A 22,685-nucleotide genomic window follows, 5' to 3' on the forward strand; every position below is an offset into this window, starting at 1 on the left:
GTGCGCGAGGCGAGCCGCAGGACGGCGGACACGAACCACCAGCCGCCGCCGACGGACACGACGAGCGCGGCGACGGCCGCGAGCACCTTCAGCATGCGCCTACCGAACCACAGTGAGCCCGTGCCGGTGCGCGGTTCGGGCAGGGCGGGCATCCAGTGGACCCGCCGGGCGCGCGCGAGGTCGCCGCGACGCGCGCGGACTGTGGCCGCGACGGGAGCCGCGACCAACAGTCCGCGGCAGAGGCAACGACAGCCACCGCGACGGTGCGCAGCGTCGGGGGCGGTACGATGGTCGGCGGCCCGCGGCCGGACGCGATCTTCGACGGGTCACCCCGCTGACCGCTGGACGAGCGTCTCGACACGAGAGGCTCGCCGATTCCGCGTGAGGCGTCCCGGCCGCCTCGATCCACCTCGACAGGAAGCGACGAATCGTGGCGACCACCAACGACCTGAAGAACGGCACCGTGCTGCGCATCGACGGCCAGCTCTGGACCGTCGTCGAGTTCCAGCACGTCAAGCCGGGCAAGGGTGGCGCGTTCGTGCGCACCAAGCTGAAGAACGTGCTGAGCGGCAAGGTCGTCGACAAGACGTTCAACGCCGGCATCAAGGTCGAGACGGCCAACGTCGACAAGCGCGAGATGCAGTACCTCTACAAGGACGGCGACGACTTCGTGTTCATGGACACGGACACGTACGACCAGCTGCACGTCCCGGCGGCGACCGTCGGCGACGCCGCGAACTTCCTGCTGGAGAACCAGAGCGCGCTCGTCGCGACCAACGAGGGCGCGCCGTTGTACGTCGAGCTCCCGCCGTCGGTGACGCTGCTCGTGACGTACACCGAGCCGGGCCTCCAGGGCGACCGCTCGAGCGCGGGCACCAAGCCGGCGACGCTCGAGACCGGCTACGAGATCCAGGTCCCGCTGTTCCTCGAGGCGAACACCAAGGTGAAGGTCGACACGCGCGACGGCTCCTACCTGGGCCGCGTGAACGACTGACGTGGGAGCCAGGTCCAAGGCCCGCAAGCGGGCAGTCGACGTCCTCTTCGAGGCCGACCAGCGCGGCCTCGCGCCGGTGACCCTGCTCGCGCAGCGGATCGCGGAGCCGGGGACGGAGGCGGCCCTGCCGCAGTACGCGGTCGAGATCGTCGAGGGCGTCGTGTCCCGGCTCGTGCGCATCGACGAGGTGCTCGCGTCCCACTCGCACGGCTGGACGATCGACCGCATGCCCGCGGTCGACCGCGCCGTGCTGCGGGTCGGCACGTGGGAGATCCTGTTCAACGACGACGTGCCCGACGCGGTGGCCGTCGACGAGGCCGTGGACCTGGTCAAGGCGCTGTCGACCGACGAGTCGCCCGCGTTCGTCAACGGACTGCTGGGCCGGGTCGTCGAGCTGAAGCCGATGCTCCTCGCCTGAGCCCGTCCGCCCGTCCGTCAGGCCCGTGCCGATCCTCGGCCGGGCCTGCGGCGTCTCAGGCCTCCTGCGACGTCTCAGGCGTGCAGGTGCAGCCGCTCGGGGCGCTCGTCGGAGCGGGGAGACGGCACGATCCGCAGCGGACGCGTGTCCTCCCAGTCGGAACCCGGACGCGGCCCGCGCACGGGCACCGTCGGTACGGCCCGACCGAGGAAGTTGCCCTGGACGCGCCGCACCCCGAGCTCGACCAGCGCGTCGAGGTCGGAGGCGCGCTCGACGCCCTCGGCGACGACGTCCAGCCCGTGCGCGAACGCGAGCTCGACGATCGCCCGTACCACCGAGGCGCCGCGGTCGGTGTCGACCTCGCGCACGAACGAGCGGTCGATCTTGAGCACGTCGACCGGCAGGCGGGCGAGCCGTGCGAGCGAGGAGTAGCCGGTGCCGAAGTCGTCGACGGCGATGCGCGCCCCGCGCGCCCGCAGCTCGGAGAGCACCGGGATGGCTGCGGTCGTCTGGACGAGCGCGCTCTCGGTGATCTCGAGGGTCAGGTGCTCCCAGTAGGTGGTGCCCCACGCGGTCTCGATCTGCTCGAGCGCGTCGGGCTCGGACAGGTGCCGGGCCGCGAGGTTGACCGACACGGGCATCTGGAACCGGTCGAGGGCGCGGCGCGCCTGGCCGAGCATGGACAGGCCGATCGGGACGATGAGCCCGGTCTCCTCGGCCAGGTCGATCCAGTCGGCGGGCAGCAGCAGACGGCCGTGGTGGTCCCAGCGGGCGAGCGCCTCGACCTGCAGGACCTCGAGCGTGCGCGCGTCGACGATCGGCTGGTAGTGCGCCGTGAACAGCCCGTCCGCGACCGCAGCCTCGAGCGCGGACCGCTGCAGGCGCTCGGCCTCGACGGCCCGGCGCAGCGCGCGGTCGAAGACCCGGAAGCCCGACCGCGAGCGCTTGGCCTCGAGCATCGCGGTGTCGGCGTGCCGCACGAGGGCCTCGACGTCCACGACGTCCCCGGGCTGCCAGGTCGCGATCCCCACGGACAGGCGCGAGGGTCGGCTGCCCGACGACCGGTCGACGAACCCCTCGCGCAGGCTGCGGGCGATCGCGACGAGCTCGGGGTCGAGCGGTGCGCGGGCGATGACGACGACGAACTCGTCGCCGCCCAGCCGCCCGACGAGCGTCTCGTCGCCGGGCACCGCACCGCGCAGGTACTGCGCCACGCGGCACAGCATGTCGTCGCCGCCGGCATGGCCGTGCACGTCGTTGAAACGCTTGAAGCCGTCGAGGTCGCAGTACACGAGCGAGACTCGGGTGCGCTCGACGTTGGCCCGCTCGAGCACCTCGTGCAGGTGCTGCTGCACCGCGCGCCGGTTGGGCAGGCCCGTGAGGGCGTCGGCGTAGGCCGTGCGGTTGAGCTGGCGCGTCAGGGTGTAGCGCTCGGCCGCGGCGGAGACGATCTGCGCCAGGTCCACCAGGAAGGTGCGTTCGTGCGCGTCGTGCGGGGAGGTCCCGAAGAGCTCGCAGACGTAGCGCCCGTGCGCGATGGGGCGCAGCGTGCCCTCGACGCTCGGGTCGCCGAGCACGGTGCGCGCCTCGTCACGGGCCTGGTGCAGGAGCGCGTCGGCGTCGTGCGCGAACCACGCGGAGTTCGAGACCCGGGCGATCGCGTCGCGCATCCGGTGCTGGCGGTTGGCCGCGTTCTGCGCCTGCCGGACGCGCACCAGCGCGAGCGCAGCGAGACCGAACGCGATCGGGACCGACCACAGGGCCGCGAGCAGCGCGCCGATGTCGTGGTCCGGCATGAACCCGCTCGCGACGAGCATGCAGACGGACTCGAAGCCGGCCGCGACGAGCAGCAGACCCCACGCCGTGACCGAGTGCCGACCGAGGGTCACGATGACATAGGCGATCACGACGACCGTCGCGGCCAGGAGCGTGCCGCCGACCACGTCGGTGGCGACCTCGTCCCCGCCCAGGACGGGGGAGAGGGAGGCGAGCGCGTACGCGGCCAGCGGGACGGAGGCCGCCGCCACCCACCAGCGCACGCGCGGGCCGTGGGCGAACGACCGCGTCGTGGGCAGCGCCAGGAGCAGGAACCCTCCGACGAACAGGGCGTGCACGAAGCCGAGCGTGGCGGGCGCGGCCCCCGGCGCCAGGACGCCCGCGATGCCCCCGACGAGAAGCATGATCCCGATGTCCGCCGACCAGGCCAGGGCCCAGACGGCGCCGACGGGTCGTCGGTCGGTGCGCCACCACAGCCACTGCAGCACGCAGAGGCCTGCGACGAGGCCAGCCGCGACGAGCTGGATCACGCAGACCCACAGGGGAACCGAGCCGAGCACCCTTGAGGGTTCGGCTCGCGCGGGACGCGACCTGAACGGGCATTCGGGTGATCCGCACCCGCGCGGGCGAAAAACGCATCTCACCCGGTGGTTCCGGATGTCCGATCTGCGCACCTGGCACTAACCTGCCCTGGGCGCCCGGTGCCTCGGGCGACCGACGACGACGTGGGAGAACAGATGCCGAGCTGGACGATGACACGGCGCGCAGTCGCCGCAGTGGCGTGCACGGGGCTGGTCGCGACGATCACCGTCGCCGCCGTGACGCCGGCGAGCGCCGCTGACAACGGCCTGGGCGAGCCGCGTGGCTCCGCGGTGAGCACGAAGCCGACCCAGCGCACGGCGCCGGCCGCGAAGCCGGACTCCCTGGTCGCGGGTGTCGTGTACCGGGTCTCGGGCCTCGCCTCGATCTCGAGCGGCACGGCCGCGAGCGCAGCTGCGGGCTCCGTGCGCGCGGCGCTCGCCGCCTCCGGCGCGAAGCTCGCCGAGGGCGCGCACGCGGTCGACGGCGGCGCGAGCTGGTCCGTCGACTTCGCGTCCCCGCTCACGGCCAAGGCCGCAGCCGCCAAGATCGCCGCGGTCGACGCGCTCCCGGGCGTCACCGATGTCGAGCCGAACTACATCTCGACCGCCGACGCGAACGCCCCGGTCAACCCGAGCGACCCGTACCTGCGCGACTACCAGTGGAACATCTGGGACTACCGCGAGGGCGTGGCCGACTCCATCACTTTCCCCAAGGGTGGCTACTCGAGCCACGCGCTCGCGCTCTGGCCCGCGACCAAGGGCAGGTCGTCGGTGGTCGTGGCGGTGCTCGACACCGGCCAGACGACGCACGCGCAGCTCACCAAGGCGACGGTCCCGGGCTACGACTTCATCTCGAGCAAGGCGTCCGCGCGGGACGGCAACGGCCGTGACTCCAACCCCAAGGACCAGGGCGACTGGACCTCGTCGGACGACAGCTCCTGGCACGGCACGCACGTCGCGGGCATCATCGCGGCCGCGCACGACGGCAAGCAGGGCATCGGCAACGCGCCCGGCCTGAAGGTCCAGCACGTGCGCGTGCTCGGCCGCGACGGCGGGACGTCGGCGGACATCGCTGCAGCCATCACGTGGGCGTCGGGCGGTTCGGTGAGCGGCACGTCGAAGAACAAGACGCCCGCCAAGGTCATCAACCTGTCGCTGGGCGGCCGTCACTCGTGCGAGTCGTTCATGCAGAAGGCGATCGACGGCGCGCGCAAGCGCGGGGCCGTGGTCGTCGTCTCGGCTGGCAACTCGAACGAGAGCGCGCTGAAGTTCTCGCCCGCGAGCTGCAAGAACGTGATCACCGTCGCGGCCACCGACGAGTTCGGTGAGCGCGCGTCGTACTCCAACTACGGTTCGGCCGTCGAGCTCGCGGCGCCCGGCGGCGACTCGGGCCGTCTCGTCGCCTCGACGTGGAACTCCGGCACCACGACGCCCGGGTCGGCGACCTGGGGTGCCATGGCGGGCACGAGCCAGGCGGCGCCCGCGGTGTCGGCCGCGGCCGGGATGCTGGCCTCGCTCGGCCTGAGCCGCAGCCAGATCGAGGTCGGGATCGTCAAGGCCGTCTCGACGTTCCCGAAGTACCCGTCGACGCCGTCGTGGACCTGCCGCGGCAAGTGCGGCACCGGTTACCTCGACCTGCAGAAGGTCCTCGCGCCGAAGAGCCGTGTCACGATCAGCGGCACGGTCAAGGTCGGTCGCACGCTGACTGCGTCCTCGTCGTTCACGGGCAGGATCTCGGGCCGTAGCTACACCTGGTACCGCAGCGGTGCGGTCATCAGCGGAGCGAAGAGCTCGACGTACAAGCTGACGTCCGCGGACAAGGGCAAGACCATCAAGGTCAAGGTCACGCCCAAGGGCTCGGGCTCGTACCTCGGCATCACCACCACGTCGCTGTCCACGAGCAAGGTGGGCTGACGGTCCTGAGAGACTGACGCACGGGCACGGTCGTCCTCACCGACGACCGTGCCCGTGCGTCGTTCGGCTCAGGTGAGCGGACACGCGCGTCCGCTCACGCACAGCACGACAGACTCGACGGGACGTCACGCATGACCACGATCGCCGACGCACGACCGGTGCGGACACTCTCGGTGAGCGGACGACGCGCGAGGCGTGCCGCGGTCGCGCTCCTCGCGGGCGTGCTCGTCGGCGGGCCCGTGATCGCGACGCCCGCAGCGGCCGGCGACCTCGGCGTGTACGAGCCACCGGCGACGCAAGAGCAGGAGCCGCTCGCGGCCGGGGTCGTCTACCGGCTCCGGGACGGCGCGACGATCGCGCCGAGCACCGCCGCTGCGATCACCGGCGCGAGCGCGGGGGCCCCGATCGGCACGGTCGCCGCCCCCGCGGGTGACGGCACGGTCGCGGTCGACTTCGCCACGCCCGTGCCCGCCTCCACCGCTCTGCGTGCCGCGCGGGCGTTGGCGGGCGACCCCGCGGTCGAGTGGGCGGAGCCGAACTACCTGGCGTCGAGCGCAGCGGCGCCCCCCGTGACGCCGCGCGACGCGTACTTCCGCGAGTACCAGTGGCACCTGTGGGACTACCGGACCGGCTCGGTGAGCGGCGTGCGGCTCCCGGCGGGCGGGTACTCGACGAGGGCGTTGTCGCTGTGGCCGCGCACGCGCGGGAACGGCACCGTCGTGGCGGTCCTCGACACGGGGATCACGCCGCACCCGGACCTCGACGGCCGCCTCGTCGCGGGTTACGACATGATCTCGAGCCGGTCCGCGGCGCGTGACGGGAACGGTCGGGACGCCGACCCGACCGACGAAGGGGACCTGAGCCAGGGCACGGCGAGTTCGTGGCACGGGACGCACGTCGCGGGCATCGTCGGCGCGACGACGGACCGGACCGGCATGGCGGGCGTCGCGCCGAACGTGCGGATCCAGCCGGTGCGCGTCCTCGGCGCGGGCGGCGGCACGTTCGCGGACATCGCGGCGGGCGTCACCTGGGCCTCGGGCGGCACGGTCTCCGGCACGCGGAAGAACGCGACGCCGGCTCGCGTGCTCAACCTGTCGATCCAGACCGAGGTCGACCTGGCGTGCCCCGCGGTGCTGCAGCAGGCGATCGACGGCGCGCGGGCGCGCGGGGCGGTGGTCGTCGTGGCCGCGGGGAACGCGGCCAAGAGCGCCCTGAAGTCCGTGCCCGCCAACTGCGCGGGGGTGATCACGGTCGCGGCCCTCGACCGGGACGGCCGGCGCACGCCGTACACGAACACGGGCCGTGCCGTCGACCTCGCCGCCCCCGGGGGATCCGGCGCCGACGGCTCCGTGTCGAGCTACGTGTGGTCGACCTGGAACAGCGGCCTGGACTCGCCGGGCGAGCCGACCTGGGTCGGCATGTACGGCACGAGCCAGGCGGCGCCGGCGGTCGCCGGGGGCGCCGCGCTGCTCGCGGGCATGGGGCTCAAGGGCGCGGCGCTCGAACGCGCGCTGCTCTCGGCCGTCTCGCAGTTCCCGGCGTACGCGTCCGGGGCGTGCGTGCGGAGCCAGTGCGGTGCCGGGTGGCTCGACCTGTCGAAGGTCCTCGCCCCGCTCGGACCGGCCACGATCAGCGGGACCGGCGCGGTCGGGCAGCGAGTGACCGCGGCCGTGCCGGCGGGCTTCACGGGCAAGGTGACGGAGCTCCGCTACCGCTGGTACCGCAACGGAGCGGCCGTGGCGGGCGCGACCGGTCGGACGTACCGCGTCGGCACGCAGGACCGCGGTGCGCGGCTCACGGTCACGGTCACGCCCCGCAGCACCGGGTCGTTCTACGCGCGCTCCACCTCGTCCGGTGGACTGCTGGTCGGCCGGTGAGCGACGCGCGGGACCCGGTGGTGCTCGCCGCGCGGCTGCGGGCGGCGGGCTGCGTCTTCGCGGAGGACGAGGCGGCGCTCCTGCTCGCCGAGGACGGCGACGACGCCGCGCTCGACGCGAGGGTCGCACGCCGCTGCGCGGGCGAACCGCTCGAGCCCGTGCTCGGCTGGGCGCGCTTCGCCGGCCTGCGCGTGCACGTCGAGCCCGGGGTGTTCGTGCCGCGCACGCGCACCGAGCTGCTCGTCGACCTGGTCGACGAGCTCCTGGCCGACGGGCCGGACGACGCGCTCGTCGTCGACCTGTGCTGCGGGACCGGCGCGGTAGGCGCCGCCGTGGCCGCACGTCACCCCGCGGCGCAGGTGCATGCCGCGGACGTCGACCCCGCGGCGGTCGCGTGCGCACGGCACAACCTGCCGCCGGACCGGGTCCACGCGGGCGACCTGCTCAGCGCGTTGCCGGCGAGCCTGCGGGGACGCGTCGACGTGGTGGTCGCGAACGCGCCCTACGTGCCGACGGCCGCGATCGCGACGATGCCGCCCGAGGCGCGCGACCACGAGGCGCGGGTCGCGCTGGACGGCGGTGAGGACGGGCTCGCGGTGCACCGCCGGATCGCGGAGCAGGTGCGGCCGTGGCTGAAGGTCGGGGGCGCGGTGCTCGTCGAGACGAGCGAGCGGCAGGCGCCGACGACGGCCACGCTGCTCGCGGCGCAGGGCCTCGCGGTCCGGGTGCACCGCGACGACGAGCGCGACGGCACCGCGGTGGTCGGTCGGCTCGCGGGGGACGGACTGAGCTGACCACGAGCGACGTGGCGTGAGCCACGTCGCACCGTGACGCGACGGCTCCCGTGACCGCCGCGGGGTAGGGTGAGCGGGACCGCTGACCTTCCTTTAACTTCCGTCCCGTGAGGCGGAGAAGGAGTCGCACATGAGTACTGCGCTGCCCTCTGACGATGCCTCCGGGAAGCCGGCACCTGACGCCGCCCCTGAGCCCACCGTCGTCCTCGGTGAGGCGGAGATCGCCCGGGCGCTGACCCGCATCGCGCACGAGGTCCTCGAACGCAACAAGGGCGGGCAGGACCTGGTCCTGCTGGGCATCCCGACCAGGGGAGTGCCCCTGGCCGCGCGCCTCGCCGCGCGCATCGCGGAGGTCGAGCCGGGCCTCGACGCCGCGCGCCTCGTCGGGAGCCTGGACGTCACGATGTACCGCGACGACCTGCGCCAGCACCCCACCCGGTCGATCGGCACGACGCAGCTCCCGGCGGACGTGGACGGCAAGGTCGTCGTCCTCGTGGACGACGTGCTGTTCTCGGGCCGCACGATCCGGGCGGCGCTCGACGCCATCTCGGACCTCGGCCGCCCGCGCGCGGTGCAGCTCGCCGCGCTCGTCGACCGGGGGCACCGCGAGCTGCCGATCCGGGCGGACTTCGTGGGCAAGAACCTGCCGACCTCGCAGACCGAGCGCGTGCGCGTGCTCGTGAGCGAGCTGGACGGCCGCGACGCGGTCCTGATCGAAGGGGCACGCGCGTGAAGCACCTGCTCTCGGCCGCGGACCTCACGCACGAGGACGCGCTGCGCATCCTCGACACGGCGGGCCAGATGGCCGCGACCCAGGCGCGCGAGATCAAGAAGCTCCCCACGCTGCGCGGGCGCACGGTCGTCAACCTGTTCTTCGAGGACTCGACCCGCACGCGCATCAGCTTCGAGACCGCGGCGAAGCGGCTCTCGGCGGACGTCATCAACTTCTCGGCCAAGGGCTCGAGCGTGTCCAAGGGAGAGTCGCTCAAGGACACGGCGCTCACGCTGCAGGCGATGGGCGCGGACGCGGTCGTGATCCGGCACCAGGCCAGCGGCGCGCCGCACACGCTCGCAGCGTCGGGCTGGACGCACGGCGCGGTCGTCAACGCGGGCGACGGGACCCACCAGCACCCGACGCAGGCCCTGCTCGACGCGTACACGCTGCGTCGCCACCTCGTCGGCGAGCGGGGGAGCGTCGACGCGAGCGGGCGCGACCTGCACGGGCTGCACGTCGCGGTCGTCGGCGACGTGCTGCACAGCCGCGTCGCGCGGTCGAACGTCCAGCTGCTGCACACGCTCGGTGCGCGCGTGACGCTCGTCGCGCCGCCCACGCTCGTTCCGGTCGGCGTCGAGGCGTGGCCGTGCGACGTGAGCTACCGCCTCGACGACGTGATCGTGGACGGCAAGCCTGACGCGATCATGATGCTGCGCGTGCAGCGGGAGCGGATGTCGAGCGCCGGTGGCGGTTTCTTCCCGAGCCCGCTGGAGTACTCGCGGGGCTACGGGCTCGACGCGCGACGCATGGCGTCGCTGCCCGAGCACGCGATCGTCCTGCACCCGGGACCGATGAACCGCGGGCTGGAGATCTCGGCCGACGCCGCCGACAGCGACCGGGCCGTCATCGTCGAGCAGGTCGCCAACGGCGTCGCGGTGCGCATGGCGGTGCTGTACCTGCTGCTCGCCGGCGAGCAGCCGACCACGAACAGGAGTGCCGAGTGACCACGTACCTGCTGCGCGACGTCTCCCCGCTGGGGGAGGCGCGCACGGACATCCTGCTCGCCGACGGGGTGGTCGCCGCGATCGGATCGGCCCTCGAGGCCCCGCAGGACGCCGTCGAGATCGACGGGCGCGGGCTCGTCGCGCTGCCCGGTCTGGTCGACCTGCACACCCACCTGCGGGAGCCGGGTCGCGAGGACGCCGAGACGATCGCGAGCGGGACGCGCGCCGCGGCCCTGGGCGGTTTCACCGCGGTGCACGCGATGGCGAACACGACCCCGACCCAGGACACCGCGGGAGTGGTCGAGCAGGTCTGGCACCTGGGCCGCCGTGCCGGGTGGGTCGACGTGTTCCCGGTGGGCGCGGTGACGGTCGGGCTGGGTGGGGAGCGGCTGGCCGAGCTGGGCGCCATGGCCGAGTCCGAGGCGCGCGTGCGGGTGTTCTCCGACGACGGCAAGTGCGTGCACGACCCGGTCGTCATGCGGCGTGCGCTGGAGTACGTCAAGGCGTTCGACGGCGTGATCGCGCAGCACGCGCAGGAGCCGCGGCTCACCGAGGGCTCGCAGATGCACGAGGGCGTCGTCTCCGCCGAGCTGGGGCTCGCGGGGTGGCCCGCGGTGGCCGAGGAGGCGATCGTCGCGCGCGACGTCCTGCTCGCGGAGCACGTGGGCTCGCGCCTGCACGTGTGTCACCTGTCGACCGCGGGTTCGGTGGAGATCGTGCGCTGGGCCAAGTCGCGCGGCATCGACGTGACGGCCGAGGTCACGCCTCACCACCTGATCCTCACCGACGAGCTCGCGCGAGGGTACGACCCGCTGTTCAAGGTGAACCCGCCGCTGCGGACCCAACGCGACGTGGAGGCCGTGCGCGAGGGACTCGCGGACGGGACGATCGACATCGTGGCCACCGACCACGCGCCCCACCCTCGCGAGGACAAGGACTGCGAGTGGGCCGCCGCGGCGTTCGGCATGACCGGGCTCGAGACGGCGCTCTCGGTCGTGCAGGAGACCATGGTCGACACCGGTCGCATGACCTGGGCGGACGTCGCTCGCGTGCTGTCGAGCGCACCGGCCCGGATCGGACGCGTCGACGGGCACGGGCGGCCGCTGGCCGTGGGCGAGCCCGCCAACCTCACGCTCGTCGACCCGGCTGCGCGTCGCGTCGTGCGCCCCGAGGCGCAGGCGAGCAAGTCGGTGAACTCGCCGTTCGGCGGGCGCGAGCTGCCGGGCCGCGTCGTCGCGACCTTCCTGCGCGGTCGCGCGACCGTGCTGGACGGTGCGCCGTGCGACGGTGGATCGGCGGACGCGCGATGACGCTGCGCCAGGGCGTGACGACCGCCGCGATGCTCGCGATCCTGCTGCTCGCGTGGTGGGGGATGCGGGCCGGCTGGGAGCACCGACGACGACGGACCGAGGCCGCGGCGCCGGTCCTGCCCCAGGTGCCCGACGACCCGGGACCGGCGACGTTCGGCCCGCTCGAGTCCGTGTACGTCTCGTCCACCCGCGCGGGTGACTGGCTCGACCGGGTCGTCGCGCACGACCTGGGCGTGCGCAGCCGGGCCGAGGTCAGCGTGCACGCCACCGGCGTGCTGGTCCGACGTGCCGGCGCACGTGACCTGTTCCTGCCGGCACAGACCCTCCGCGGTGCAGGTACCGCTCGTGGGATCGCCGGCAAGGTCGTCTCGCGCGACGGGCTCGTCGTCCTGACCTGGCTGCCGCCCGGCGCGGACGACGAGCGCGGCCTGGACACCGGCCTGCTGCCCCGCCACGCGGCCGACCGCGACGCGCTCGTCGACGCGGTCGCCGCCCTGATCCCTGACACCCCCGCCGCGTCGCTCGGCACACAGGAGAAGCCATGAACCACACCGCCCCCGCGCGGCTCGTCCTCGAGGACGGCCGCAGCTTCGCCGGGCTCGCGTACGGCGCCACCGGCACCACGCTGGGCGAGATCGTCTTCAACACCGGGATGACCGGGTACCAGGAGACGCTCACGGACCCGAGCTACCACCGCCAGATCGTCGTGATGACGGCGCCGCACATCGGCAACACGGGCGTCAACGACGAGGACCAGGAGTCCGGGCAGATCTGGGTCGCCGGGTACGTGGTGCGCGACCCCGCGCGTGTCCCGTCGAACTGGCGCTCGCGCCGGACGCTCGACGACGACCTCGTCGCGCAGGGCATCGTCGGCATCTCCGGGATCGACACGCGTGCCCTGACGCGGCACCTGCGCGAGCGCGGCGTCATGCGCGCCGGCATCTTCTCGGGCGACGCGCTGGGGGACCGGACGGACTCCGAGCTGCTCGAGGACGTGCTGGCCGCGCCCCTGATGGCCGGTGCGGACCTCGCGGGCGAGGTCACGACGGGCGAGGCGTACGTCGTCGAGGCCCTCGACGAGGACGGCGGCGTGCTGGCCGAGCCCCGCGCTGTCGTCGCCGCGGTGGACCTCGGCATCAAGGCCATGACGCCGCAGCGGATGGCCGAGCGCGGCATCCGCGTGCACGTGCTGCCCTCGACCGCGACGATCGACGACGTCCTGGCCACCGCGCCCGACGGCGTCTTCTTCTCGAACGGGCCGGGTGACCCGAGCGCCGCCACGCACGAGATCGACCTGCTGCGCGACGTGCTCGACCGCAAGATCCCGTTCTTCGGCATCTGCTACGGCAACCAGCTGCTGGGCCGCGCGCTCGGCTACGGCACGTACAAGCTCGGCTACGGCCACCGCGGCGTGAACCAGCCGGTGATCGACCGTCGCACGGGCAAGGTCGAGATCACGGCGCACAACCACGGGTTCGCCGTGGACGCGCCGCTCGAGGGCGAGTCGGTCGCGCCGTACGAGGACGGCCGCTACGGGCGCGTCGTCGTGTCGCACGTCGACCTCAACGACGACGTGGTCGAGGGCCTGGAGGCGCTCGACCTGCCCGCGTTCAGCGTGCAGTACCACCCCGAGGCGGCGGCCGGCCCGCACGACGCGGCCTACCTCTTCGACCGCTTCCTCGATCTCATGAACGACACGAAGGGCGCCCACTGATGCCTCGCCGCTCCGACATCTCCAGCGTCCTGGTCATCGGGTCCGGCCCGATCGTGATCGGTCAGGCGTGCGAGTTCGACTACTCGGGGACGCAGGCGTGCCGCGTCCTCAAGGAGGAGGGCCTGCGGGTCGTCCTCGTGAACTCCAACCCCGCGACGATCATGACCGACCCGGAGTTCGCCGACGCGACGTACGTCGAGCCGATCACGACCGACGTGCTGACCTCGATCATCGCGAAGGAGCGCCCCGACGCCCTGCTGCCGACGCTGGGTGGCCAGACCGCGCTCAACGCGGCGATCGCGCTGCACGAGGCCGGCGTGCTCGAGCAGTACGGCGTCGAGCTCATCGGCGCGAACATCGCCGCGATCCAGAAGGGCGAGGACCGCGAGCAGTTCAAGCAGGTCGTCGAGGTCTGCGGCGGCGAGTCCGCGCGCTCGGCGATCGTCCACTCGATCGACGACGCCCTCGCCGCGGTCGAGGACCTCGGCTACCCGGTCGTCGTGCGCCCGTCGTTCACGATGGGCGGGCTCGGCTCGGGCATCGCGTACGACGAGTCGGACCTGCGCCAGATCGCCGGCCAGGGCCTGCACTACTCGCCGACGACCGAGGTGCTCCTCGAGGAGTCGATCCTCGGCTGGAAGGAGTACGAGCTCGAGCTCATGCGCGACAAGCACGACAACGTCGTGGTCGTGTGCTCGATCGAGAACGTCGACGCGGTCGGCGTGCACACGGGCGACTCGGTGACGGTCGCGCCCGCGCTCACGCTCACGGACCGGGAGTACCAGCGGCTGCGCGACATCGGTATCGCGGTGATCCGCGAGGTCGGCGTCGACACCGGTGGCTGCAACATCCAGTTCGCGGTCGAGCCGAGCACGGGCCGGGTCGTCGTGATCGAGATGAACCCGCGCGTGTCGCGCTCGTCGGCGCTCGCGTCGAAGGCGACGGGCTTCCCGATCGCGAAGATCGCCGCCAAGCTCGCGGTGGGCTACACGCTCGACGAGATCCCCAACGACATCACGGGCTCGACGCCCGCGAGCTTCGAGCCGACGCTCGACTACGTCGTCGTCAAGGTCCCGCGGTTCGCGTTCGAGAAGTTCCCGGCCGCCGACCCGACGCTGACGACGACCATGAAGTCGGTCGGCGAGGCCATGGCGCTGGGCCGCAACTTCACCGAGGCGCTCGGCAAGGCCATGCGCTCGATCGACAAGAAGGGCTCGGTGTTCCACTGGGCCGGCGAGCCCGCGACGGGCGACGCGCTGGACGCGCTCGTCACCTCGATCGCGCGACCCACCGAGGGTCGGCTCATCGACGTGCAGCAGGTGCTGCGCGCGGGCGTGAGCGTCGAGACGGTCTACGAGCGCACGGGCATCGACCCGTGGTTCCTCGACCAGATCGTGCTGATCAACGAGGTCGCCGAGGCCACGCGCACCGCGTCCGCGCTCACGCGCGACGTGCTCGTGCACGCCAAGCGGCACGGCCTGTCCGACGCCCAGGTCGCGCAGCTGCGCGGGACGACCGAGGACGCGGTGCGCGGTGCGCGCCACGCCGTCGGCCTGCGCCCGGTCTTCAAGACCGTCGACACGTGCGCGGCCGAGTTCGCAGCCCTGACGCCGTACCACTACTCGTCGTACGACGAGGAGACCGAGGTCGCCCCGCGCGAGCGACCGGCCATCATCATCCTGGGCTCGGGCCCGAACCGCATCGGTCAGGGCATCGAGTTCGACTACTCGTGCGTGCACGCCGCGCTGACCCTCAAGGGCGAGTACGAGACCGTGATGGTCAACTGCAACCCGGAGACGGTCTCGACCGACTACGACACCTCGGACCGCCTGTACTTCGAGCCGCTGACGTTCGAGGACGTGCTCGAGGTCTACGCGGCGGAGCTCGCCGCGGGTCCGGTGGCGGGCCTGATCGTGACGCTCGGCGGCCAGACGCCGCTGTCGCTCGCGCAGCGCCTGCAGGACGCGGGCCTGCCGATCCTCGGCACCCCGCCCGAGGCGATCGACGCTGCGGAGGACCGCGGCGAGTTCGGCAAGGTGCTCGAGGCGGCCGGTCTGCCCGCACCGGCGTTCGGCACCGCGACCACGCTCGCGGGCGCGAAGGACACGGCGCGTCGGATCGGCTTCCCGGTGCTGGTGCGCCCGTCCTACGTCCTGGGCGGCCGCGGCATGGAGATCGTCTACGACGAGCACCAGCTCACCGAGTACGTCGACCGCGCGCTGGAGAACGCCGCGGACGGCGGCCGTGCCGGCACGCTGTCGCCGCTGCTCATCGACCGGTTCCTCGACGACGCGATCGAGATCGACGTCGACGCGCTGTTCGACGGCGAGGAGCTGTTCCTCGGGGGCGTCATGGAGCACATCGAAGAGGCCGGTATCCACTCCGGCGACTCGGCGTGCGTCCTGCCGCCGGTCACGCTGTCGCTCGCCGAGCTCGAGCGGATCCGCCTGTCGACCGAGGCGATCGCCCGTGGGGTCGGCGTGCGCGGGCTGCTCAACATCCAGTTCGCGCTGGTCAGCGACGTGCTGTACGTGCTCGAGGCGAACCCGCGTGCGTCGCGCACCGTGCCGTTCGTCTCGAAGGCCACGGGCGTCTCGCTCGCGAAGGCCGCGGCGCACGTGATGACCGGCAAGACGATCGCGCAGCTCAAGGCCGAGGGGCTGCTGCCCGCGGCCGACGCCTCGGTGCTGGATCTCGAGGCGCCGATCGCGGTCAAGGAGGCCGTGCTGCCGTTCAAGCGGTTCCGCACGGGCGACGGCCACGTGGTCGACACGGTCCTGGGCCCGGAGATGCGCTCGACGGGCGAGGTCATGGGGTTCGACACCGACTTCCCGACGGCATTCGCCAAGTCGCAGGATGCGGCGTTCGGCGGGCTGCCCTCGGGCGGCAAGGTCTTCATCTCGGTGGCCGACCGCGACAAGCGGTCCATCGTCTTCCCGGTCAAGCGCCTGACCGAGCTGGGATTCGAGGTCCTCGCGACCGAGGGCACCGCGACCGTCCTGCGCCGCAACGGCATCCGCTCGACCGTGGTGCGCAAGCACTCGGCGGGCCGGGGCCCGGCGGGGGAGCCGACGATCGTGGACCTGATCGTCGCGGGCGAGGTGGACATGGTCGTCAACACGCCGTCCGGCCAGGGCGCCCGTGCCGACGGCTACGAGATCCGCGCGGCGACCGTCGCGGCGGACAAGGCGATCGCCACGACCGTCCAGCAGCTCGGGGCGGCCGTGCAGGCCATCGAGGCCGCCCGGTCCGGCCCGTACGCGGTCACGAGCCTGCAGGAGCACGCCGCGCAGACCGTCGCGCGGCGCGAGGCGACGGCGAGCGTCTGACGAGCCGCGGGGAGGAGGCCTTCGCCGGCCTCCTCCCCGGCGCGCCGTCAGGCGCAGGGCCGCGCACCGAGGCACGACGAGCACGAGAAGAGGGCACCGCATGGCCGTCACACCGTTCGGCACGAGGCTCGCGACGGCGATGGCCGCGCACGGACCGCTCTGCGTCGGGATCGACCCGCACGCGAGCCTGCTCGACGCGTGGGGCTTGAGCGACGACGCCGAGGGCCTGCGCCGGTTCTCGCTCACGGTCATGGAGGCCGTCGCGGGGCGTGTCGCCGCGGTCAAGCCGCAGGCGGCCTTCTTCGAGCGCCACGGCTCGCGAGGCGTCGCGGTGCTCGAGGAGATCGTCGCCGCGGGACGCGAGACGGGCACGCTCGTCATCGTGGACGCCAAGCGCGGGGACATCGGCTCGACGATGGGCGCCTACGCCGAGGCGTTCCTGCGCGACGGCTCCTCGCTCGCGGGGGACGCGCTGACGGTCTCGCCGTACCTCGGCTTCGGGTCGCTGACCCCCGCGGTCGACCTCGCGCTCTCGTCGGGCCGCGGGCTGTTCGTGCTCTGCCTGACGTCCAACACGGAGGGCCACGAGGTCCAGCACGCGCGCACGACCCGAGGCGACGGGGGCACGGGCGCCTCCGTCGCGGCCGTGATGGCCGCGCACGCCGCGGCGCTCAACGCCGACGCGACGCCCATGGGCTCGATCGGGCTCGTCGTGGGCGCGACGGTGGGCGACGCGGCCGGCCGGACCGGGACCGACCTCACGGCCGTCAACGGACCCCTGCTCGCGCCGGGCGTGGGCGCGCAGGGGGCGGGCGCCGACGAGCTGCGCGAGGTGTTCGGCGCGGCCCGGGGACAGGTGCTCGCCTCCTCGTCGCGAGGCGTGCTGCGCGCCGGGCCGGACGTCGCCGCGCTGCGCGCCGCGGCCGGTGCGGCGGCGCACGAGGCGGCGGCCGCACTGAGCTGAACCGGCCGCGGCCGGCACCCCCGCGAACTGGACAGCGGTCCGGCTCGTACCGGGGTCGCTGCGGCGCGCCCGCAGGGTCCGCGCTGTGGGCGTCTCGCGTCGTCTGCGCAGGTCGCAGGTCCGCGGCACGGGCGTGTTCGCATTGCCGGACCTCGGGGGGGTCGCTAGGTTCACAGATGCGGCCCGCAAGTTCGCGGGGTGACGGTCAGGTCCAGCTCTTGTGACGAGAAGGTGACGCGCGTGGCACTCCCTCCGCTGACTCCCGAACAGCGCGCTGCAGCGCTGCAGAAGGCCGCCGCTGCCCGGCAGGCCCGTGCCGAGGTCAAGAACCGCCTCAAGTACTCGCAGGGAAGCCTCTCGGAGGTCATCAAGCAGGGGCAGCAGGACGAGACCATCGGCAAGCTCAAGGTGGTCTCGCTGCTCGAGTCGCTCCCCGGGGTCGGCAAGGTCAAGGCTCGCGCGATCATGTCGGACATCGGGATCTCCGAGACACGGCGGGGTCGCGGGCTCGGTCCGCACCAGGTCGAGGAGCTCATCAAGCGCTTCGGCTGAGGCGCTCGCCCTGAGGTAGGGTCACGCTGCGCCGCCGCCGGTGACCGGGCACCCGCCGGTGTCGGCAGGCGCAGCGCCACCCGACCACCAAGGAGCTCTCGCCGCCATGACGACGACGCCTGCGCGGCTCACCGTGCTCGCCGGACCGACAGCGGTGGGCAAGGGAACGGTCTCGGCCGACGTCCGGGCGCGCTACCCCGAGGTGTGGCTCTCGGTGTCCGCGACGACGCGTGCGCCGCGGCCGGGCGAGATCGACGGCGTGCACTACCACTTCGTGTCGGCCGAGGAGTTCGACCGCATGGCGCAGTCCGGCGAGCTGCTCGAGTGGGCCGTGGTGCACGGCCGCAACCGCTACGGGACGCCCCGCGGGCCCGTGGAGGAGCGCCTCGCCGCGGGTGTGCCGACGCTCCTCGAGATCGACCTCCAGGGCGCGCGCCAGGTCCGCGAGTCGATGCCCGACGCCCGGTTCGTCTTCCTCGCGCCGCCGTCGTTCGACGAGCTGGTGCGCCGGCTCGTCGGGCGGGGGACCGAGGGTGCGGAGGAGCGCGAGCGACGTCTGCAGACGGCGCGGGTCGAGCTCGCGGCGGCCTCCGAGTTCGACCACGTCATCGTCAACGACGAGGTGACGCGCGCCACGGACGAGCTCGTGCACGTCATGGGAGTCGTCCGCGCCTGACGCCCGGGTAGACTGTCGGGCAGATCGTCGATCAGCCACACCCCACCCAAGCCTCGGGAGTCCTCCGTGTCCGGAACCGTCGCCGCCCCCACGGGCATCACCGACCCGCCGATCGACCAGCTCCTCGAGCGCGCCGACTCGAAGTACGCCCTCGTGCTGTACTCGGCCAAGCGTGCGCGTCAGATCAACGCCTACTACTCGCAGCTCAACGAGGGCCTGCTCGAGTACGTCGGCCCGCTGGTCGAGACGCGTCCGCAGGAGAAGCCGCTCTCGATCGCGATGCGTGAGATCGACCGTGGCCTGCTGACCGTCGAGGCCACCGAGGCCTGAGTCCCGCGACCGCCCGCGAGAGGAGCACGCGCGTGCGCATCGTGCTGGGTGTCGCGGGCGGTATCGCCGCCTACAAGGCGGTCCTTCTGCTGCGCCAGCTGCGCGAGGCCGGCCACGAGGTCCGCGTCGTGCCGACGCGGGCCGCGCTCGAGTTCGTCGGCCGTCCGACGTGGGAGGCCCTCTCGGGCCAGCGTGTCACGACCGACGTCTTCGAGGACGTCGACGAGGTCGCGCACGTCGCGATCGGGCAGCACGCCGATCTGGTCGTCGTGGCCCCGGCGACCGCCGACCTGCTCGCACGCGCCGCGACCGGTCAGGCGGACGACCTGCTGACCGCGACTCTCCTGGTCACGCGCGCGCCGGTGCTGCTCGCGCCCGCGATGCACACCGAGATGTGGGAGCACCCCGCGACCGTCGCGAACGTCGCGCTGCTGCGCGCGCGCGGCGTGCACGTGCTCGACCCGGCCTCCGGGCGGCTCACGGGCACCGACACCGGCCCGGGACGGCTGCCCGAGCCGGACGTCATCGCCGCCGCCGCGCTGCGGCTCGTCGAGCCGGCTCAAGCCGAGACCGCACCAGGTGGCCACGCGGCTGAGACCGCGGATGTCCACAGCACGCACGACCTCGCCGGTTGGCGGGTCGTGGTGTCGGCCGGCGGGACCCGGGAGCCGATCGACCCCGTGCGCTTCCTGGGCAACCGGTCCTCCGGGCGTCAGGGCGTCGCGCTGGCCTCCGCCGCGGCGCAGCGTGGAGCGCAGGTGACGCTCGTCGCCGCGAACCTGGCCGTCCCCGCGCCTGACGGCGTCGTCGTCGTGCCGGTCGGCACGGCCGCACAGCTCCGCGAGGCCGTGCGCTCGGCGGCCAAGGACGCCGAGGCGGTCGTGATGGCCGCCGCGGTCGCGGACTTCCGGCCGGTGAGCCCCGCCGAGACCAAGATCAAGAAGCGCGCCGGTGCCCAGGCGCCGACGATCGAGCTCGTCGAGAACGTCGACGTGCTGGCCGAGCTCGCCCGTGACCGGCTGCGTCCGGGGCAGGTCGTCGTCGGCTTCGCGGCCGAGACGGGTGACGACCAGGGGTCGGTGCTGGAGCACGGCCGGTCCAAGGCGCTGCGCAAGGGTGCGGACCTGCTCGTCGTGAACGCCGTGGGCGACGGGCTCGGCTTCGGGACGGCGGAGAACGACGTGACGATCCTCGACGCGCGCGGTGAGCCGGTGGCGACCGCCAGCGGGAGCAAGGACGCGGTCGCCCACGCGGTGTGGGACGCCGTCCGCGCACTGGGCTGAGCACGGGTCCGGGCCTGCACGCGATTACGCTGAGCCCATGACTGATCCTGCGATGCGCCTGTTCACGTCGGAGTCGGTGACGGAGGGCCATCCGGACAAGATCTGCGACCAGATCTCGGACTCGATCCTCGACGCGATCCTCGACCAGGACCCCGACGCTCGCGTCGCCGTCGAGACCATGGTGACCACGGGCCTCGTGCACGTCGCCGGCGAGGTCTCGACCGAGGCGTACGTCGAGATCCCTCAGATCATCCGCCAGGTCGTGCGGGAGATCGGCTACACGTCGTCGCACATCGGTTTCGACGGCGAGTCGTGCGGCGTGTCCGTCTCGATCGGTCAGCAGTCGCCGGACATCGCGATGGGTGTGGCCAAGTCGCTCGAGCTTCGTGAGGACGCCGAGGACCACGACGAGCTCGACACCCAGGGCGCGGGCGACCAGGGCCTCATGTTCGGCTACGCGTCGGACGAGACGGCCTCGCTCATGCCCCTGCCGATCTGGCTGGCCCACCGCCTCGCGGAGCGCCTCGCGCTCGTCCGCAAGGAGGGGATCGTCGCGGGCCTGCGCCCCGACGGCAAGACGCAGGTGACGATCGGGTACGACGGCGACCGCCCCGTGCGCCTCGACGCGCTCGTGCTGTCGACCCAGCACGAGCCGGACGTGCACCTGGAGACGCAGCTGCGGCCCGCGATCATTGAGCACGTCATCGAGCCGGTGCTCGCGCAGGTCGACCTCGACACGTCGTCGTACGACCTGTTCGTGAACCCGACGGGCCAGTTCGTCGTCGGCGGCCCGCAGGGCGACGCCGGCCTCACGGGGCGCAAGATCATCGTCGACACGTACGGCGGGTTCGCGCGGCACGGCGGCGGAGCGTTCTCGGGCAAGGACCCGTCAAAGGTCGACCGCTCGGCCGCGTACGCGATGCGCTGGGTTGCCAAGAACGTCGTCGCTGCGGGGCTCGCGCGCCGCTGCGAGGTGCAGGTCGCGTACGCGATCGGCAAGGCGCACCCCGTCGGGCTGTACGTCGAGACGTTCGGCACGGGCCTGGTCGACGACGCGCGTCTGACCGCGGCGATCCGGCAGGTGTTCGACCTGCGTCCGGCGGCGATCATCCGCACGCTCGACCTGCAGCGGCCGATCTACCGCCGGACCGCGGCCTACGGTCACTTCGGCCGTGAGCTTCCCGAGTTCACGTGGGAGCGCACCGACCGCGTCGACGAGCTGCGCGCGGCTGTCGGCTGACCGATCGACGTGCCCGCCGAACCGTCGGCGCGACCGCAGGACGCAGCGCCCCCGGGATGCCACCGACGTGGGCGGACGATGGTGAGATGAGCCCGTGGAGACGACGCCCGAGCAGCTGACGCTCGACGGCGTGCCCGCACCGCGCGCACGCCGTCGTCCCCGCACGGCGGGTGACCTCGCGACCGAGCTCCCCGTCGCGCGCGTGTGCATCGACCTGCCGCCTGCGCACCTCGACCGCCCGTTCGAGTACGCGGTCCCGGCCGCGCTGTCCGACGACGCGCAGCCTGGGACGCGCGTCAAGGTGCGGTTCGGCGGCCAGGACGTCGACGGGTACGTGCTGGAGCGGGCCGACGAGGCCGAGCACGACGGTGCGCTGGTGCCGCTGCGCCGGGTGGTGTCCGCCGAGGTGGTGCTGCACCCCGCCACGGCGCGCCTCGCGCGCGCGGTCGCGGACCGCTGGGCCGGGACGCTCGCCGACGTGCTGCGGCTCGCGATCCCGCCGCGCCACGCGCGCGTCGAGGCCGAGTCCTCACCGGACGAGCCGACGGACGTTCCGCCGCCGTCGCCCTCGGCGACCGCGTGGACGGACTACCGCGGCGGCTCCGCGTTCGTGCAGCACGTCACCGGCGGGGGAGCGCCGCGTGCGGTGTGGACCGCGCTCCCCGGCGGTCCCGGCGCGCGGTGGCCCGACGCGATCGCGCAGGCGGTCGCGGCCGCGGTGCTCGGGGGCCGGGGGGCGCTCGTCGTCGTCCCGGACGCGCGTGACGTGGACCGGGTCTTGGCCGCGCTCGAGGACGCCGGGGTGCCGCGCTGGGCACCGGGTCTGCGTGGCGGCGCCGTGCGGCTCACGGCCGACGACGGTCCGAGCCCGCGCTACCGCGCGTTCCTCGCGGCCTCGCGCGGGCAGGCCGATGTCGTGGTCGGGACGCGCGCCGCTGCCTTCGCGCCCGTGCACGACCTGGGGCTCGTGGTCTGCTGGGACGACGGCGACTCGCTGCACGCCGAACCACGGGCGCCGTACCCGCACGTGCGGGAGGTGCTGGCCCTGCGCTCGGAGATCGAGCAGGCGGCACTGCTTGTCGGAGCGCACGGGCGCACGGTCGAGGCGCAGGCGCTCGTGGCCGCAGGCTGGGCGCACGACGTCAGCGCCGACCGGGCACGCGTCCGGGCGCGCACGCCGAGAGTACGAGCGCTCACGTCGACCGAGCTCGCGC

General features: G+C 73.3%; 18 protein-coding genes and 1 pseudogene. 18 read left to right on the forward strand and 1 reads right to left on the reverse strand.

Going from position 1 to position 22,685, the window contains the following annotated elements; translation table 11 throughout:
• The first annotated feature begins 430 nt into the window (after positions 1-430).
• Both efp and nusB read left to right on the forward strand, forming a co-directional pair.
• Positions 431-994: an elongation factor P gene (efp, locus tag CWIS_RS05125; RefSeq protein WP_048342183.1), complete on the forward strand. Its 564-nt coding sequence runs from the start codon at positions 431-433 to the stop codon at positions 992-994.
• Between the two features lies 1 nt (position 995).
• Entirely contained in the window at positions 996-1,412 is a 417-nt protein-coding gene (gene nusB / locus CWIS_RS05130; RefSeq protein ID WP_048342184.1) for a transcription antitermination factor NusB, read from the forward strand.
• 74 nt (positions 1,413-1,486) lie between these two features.
• On the opposite strand, the gene CWIS_RS05135 is transcribed toward nusB, so the two are convergent.
• Entirely contained in the window at positions 1,487-3,718 is a 2,232-nt protein-coding gene (locus CWIS_RS05135) for a bifunctional diguanylate cyclase/phosphodiesterase (RefSeq protein WP_231583666.1), read from the reverse strand.
• Between the two features lie 222 nt (positions 3,719-3,940).
• Here CWIS_RS05135 and CWIS_RS05140 point away from each other — a divergent pair, with 222 nt between their 5' ends.
• From CWIS_RS05140 to CWIS_RS05215, 16 genes and pseudogenes are all read left to right on the forward strand, one after another.
• Entirely contained in the window at positions 3,941-5,683 is a 1,743-nt protein-coding gene (locus tag CWIS_RS05140; RefSeq protein WP_170210847.1) for a S8 family serine peptidase, read from the forward strand.
• 131 nt (positions 5,684-5,814) lie between these two features.
• The gene (locus CWIS_RS17460) at positions 5,815-7,560 is read left to right on the forward strand and encodes a S8 family serine peptidase (RefSeq protein ID WP_053071561.1); all 1,746 of its coding nucleotides are present in this window, start codon (positions 5,815-5,817) and stop codon (positions 7,558-7,560) included.
• Positions 7,557-8,354 carry a putative protein N(5)-glutamine methyltransferase gene (locus CWIS_RS05150; RefSeq protein ID WP_048342186.1) on the forward strand — a complete coding sequence of 266 codons (798 nt, stop codon included), beginning with the start codon at positions 7,557-7,559 and terminating at the stop codon, positions 8,352-8,354. The genes CWIS_RS17460 and CWIS_RS05150 overlap by 4 nt, the downstream gene beginning before the upstream one ends.
• Positions 8,355-8,484: 130 nt before the next feature.
• Entirely contained in the window at positions 8,485-9,087 is a 603-nt protein-coding gene (gene pyrR / locus CWIS_RS05155; RefSeq protein WP_048342187.1) for a bifunctional pyr operon transcriptional regulator/uracil phosphoribosyltransferase PyrR, read from the forward strand.
• Complete coding sequence (locus CWIS_RS05160; RefSeq protein ID WP_048342188.1) at positions 9,084-10,073, forward strand: aspartate carbamoyltransferase catalytic subunit; 990 nt, start codon at positions 9,084-9,086, stop codon at positions 10,071-10,073. Before pyrR ends, CWIS_RS05160 begins: the two co-directional genes overlap by 4 nt.
• A complete protein-coding gene (locus CWIS_RS05165) occupies positions 10,070-11,383 on the forward strand; it encodes a dihydroorotase (RefSeq protein WP_048342189.1) in 1,314 nt (437 codons plus the stop codon). The genes CWIS_RS05160 and CWIS_RS05165 overlap by 4 nt, the downstream gene beginning before the upstream one ends.
• Entirely contained in the window at positions 11,380-11,928 is a 549-nt protein-coding gene (locus tag CWIS_RS05170; RefSeq protein WP_048342200.1) for a hypothetical protein, read from the forward strand. Before CWIS_RS05165 ends, CWIS_RS05170 begins: the two co-directional genes overlap by 4 nt.
• Positions 11,925-13,097, forward strand: a complete 1,173-nt coding sequence (gene carA / locus CWIS_RS05175) for a glutamine-hydrolyzing carbamoyl-phosphate synthase small subunit (RefSeq protein ID WP_048342190.1) — start codon at positions 11,925-11,927, stop codon at positions 13,095-13,097. Before CWIS_RS05170 ends, carA begins: the two co-directional genes overlap by 4 nt.
• Positions 13,097-16,426: a carbamoyl-phosphate synthase large subunit gene (gene carB, locus CWIS_RS05180; protein ID WP_048342191.1), complete on the forward strand. Its 3,330-nt coding sequence runs from the start codon at positions 13,097-13,099 to the stop codon at positions 16,424-16,426. Before carA ends, carB begins: the two co-directional genes overlap by 1 nt.
• Before the next feature lie 100 nt (positions 16,427-16,526).
• On the forward strand, positions 16,527-17,390 hold the full coding sequence (gene pyrF, locus CWIS_RS05185; protein WP_048342192.1) for an orotidine-5'-phosphate decarboxylase: 864 nt from the start codon (positions 16,527-16,529) through the stop codon (positions 17,388-17,390).
• A gap of 240 nt (positions 17,391-17,630) precedes the next feature.
• Positions 17,631-17,942 carry an integration host factor, actinobacterial type gene (mihF, locus tag CWIS_RS05190; protein WP_048342201.1) on the forward strand — a complete coding sequence of 104 codons (312 nt, stop codon included), beginning with the start codon at positions 17,631-17,633 and terminating at the stop codon, positions 17,940-17,942.
• A 106-nt stretch (positions 17,943-18,048) separates the two neighbouring features.
• A complete protein-coding gene (gmk, locus tag CWIS_RS05195) occupies positions 18,049-18,618 on the forward strand; it encodes a guanylate kinase (RefSeq protein WP_048342193.1) in 570 nt (189 codons plus the stop codon).
• Positions 18,619-18,684: 66 nt separating this feature from the next.
• Entirely contained in the window at positions 18,685-18,948 is a 264-nt protein-coding gene (rpoZ, locus tag CWIS_RS05200; protein ID WP_048342194.1) for a DNA-directed RNA polymerase subunit omega, read from the forward strand.
• Between the two features lie 32 nt (positions 18,949-18,980).
• Entirely contained in the window at positions 18,981-20,231 is a 1,251-nt protein-coding gene (coaBC, locus tag CWIS_RS05205; protein ID WP_048342195.1) for a bifunctional phosphopantothenoylcysteine decarboxylase/phosphopantothenate--cysteine ligase CoaBC, read from the forward strand.
• A 37-nt stretch (positions 20,232-20,268) separates the two neighbouring features.
• The gene (metK, locus tag CWIS_RS05210; RefSeq protein ID WP_048342196.1) at positions 20,269-21,471 is read left to right on the forward strand and encodes a methionine adenosyltransferase; all 1,203 of its coding nucleotides are present in this window, start codon (positions 20,269-20,271) and stop codon (positions 21,469-21,471) included.
• 94 nt (positions 21,472-21,565) lie between these two features.
• Positions 21,566-22,685, forward strand: a pseudogene (locus CWIS_RS05215) (primosomal protein N'); the annotation flags it as partial.

Origin of the sequence: Cellulomonas sp. A375-1 (genome assembly GCF_001040865.1) — a bacterium.
GTDB classification, from domain to species: domain Bacteria; phylum Actinomycetota; class Actinomycetes; order Actinomycetales; family Cellulomonadaceae; genus Cellulomonas; species Cellulomonas gelida.

Excerpts from the sequence above, each read along its gene's own strand:
- carA (WP_048342190.1), top strand. The coding sequence starts at position 11,925 with ATGAACCACACCGCCCCCGCGCGGCTCGTCCTCGAGGACGGCCGCAGC.
- metK (WP_048342196.1), top strand. The coding sequence starts at position 20,269 with ATGACTGATCCTGCGATGCGCCTGTTCACGTCGGAGTCGGTGACGGAG.
- gmk (WP_048342193.1), top strand. The coding sequence starts at position 18,049 with ATGACGACGACGCCTGCGCGGCTCACCGTGCTCGCCGGACCGACAGCG.
- CWIS_RS05170 (WP_048342200.1), top strand. The coding sequence starts at position 11,380 with ATGACGCTGCGCCAGGGCGTGACGACCGCCGCGATGCTCGCGATCCTG.
- CWIS_RS05140 (WP_170210847.1), top strand. The coding sequence starts at position 3,941 with ATGACACGGCGCGCAGTCGCCGCAGTGGCGTGCACGGGGCTGGTCGCG.
- carB (WP_048342191.1), top strand. The coding sequence starts at position 13,097 with ATGCCTCGCCGCTCCGACATCTCCAGCGTCCTGGTCATCGGGTCCGGC.
- pyrR (WP_048342187.1), top strand. The coding sequence starts at position 8,485 with ATGAGTACTGCGCTGCCCTCTGACGATGCCTCCGGGAAGCCGGCACCT.
- CWIS_RS17460 (WP_053071561.1), top strand. The coding sequence starts at position 5,815 with ATGACCACGATCGCCGACGCACGACCGGTGCGGACACTCTCGGTGAGC.
- pyrF (WP_048342192.1), top strand. The coding sequence starts at position 16,527 with ATGGCCGTCACACCGTTCGGCACGAGGCTCGCGACGGCGATGGCCGCG.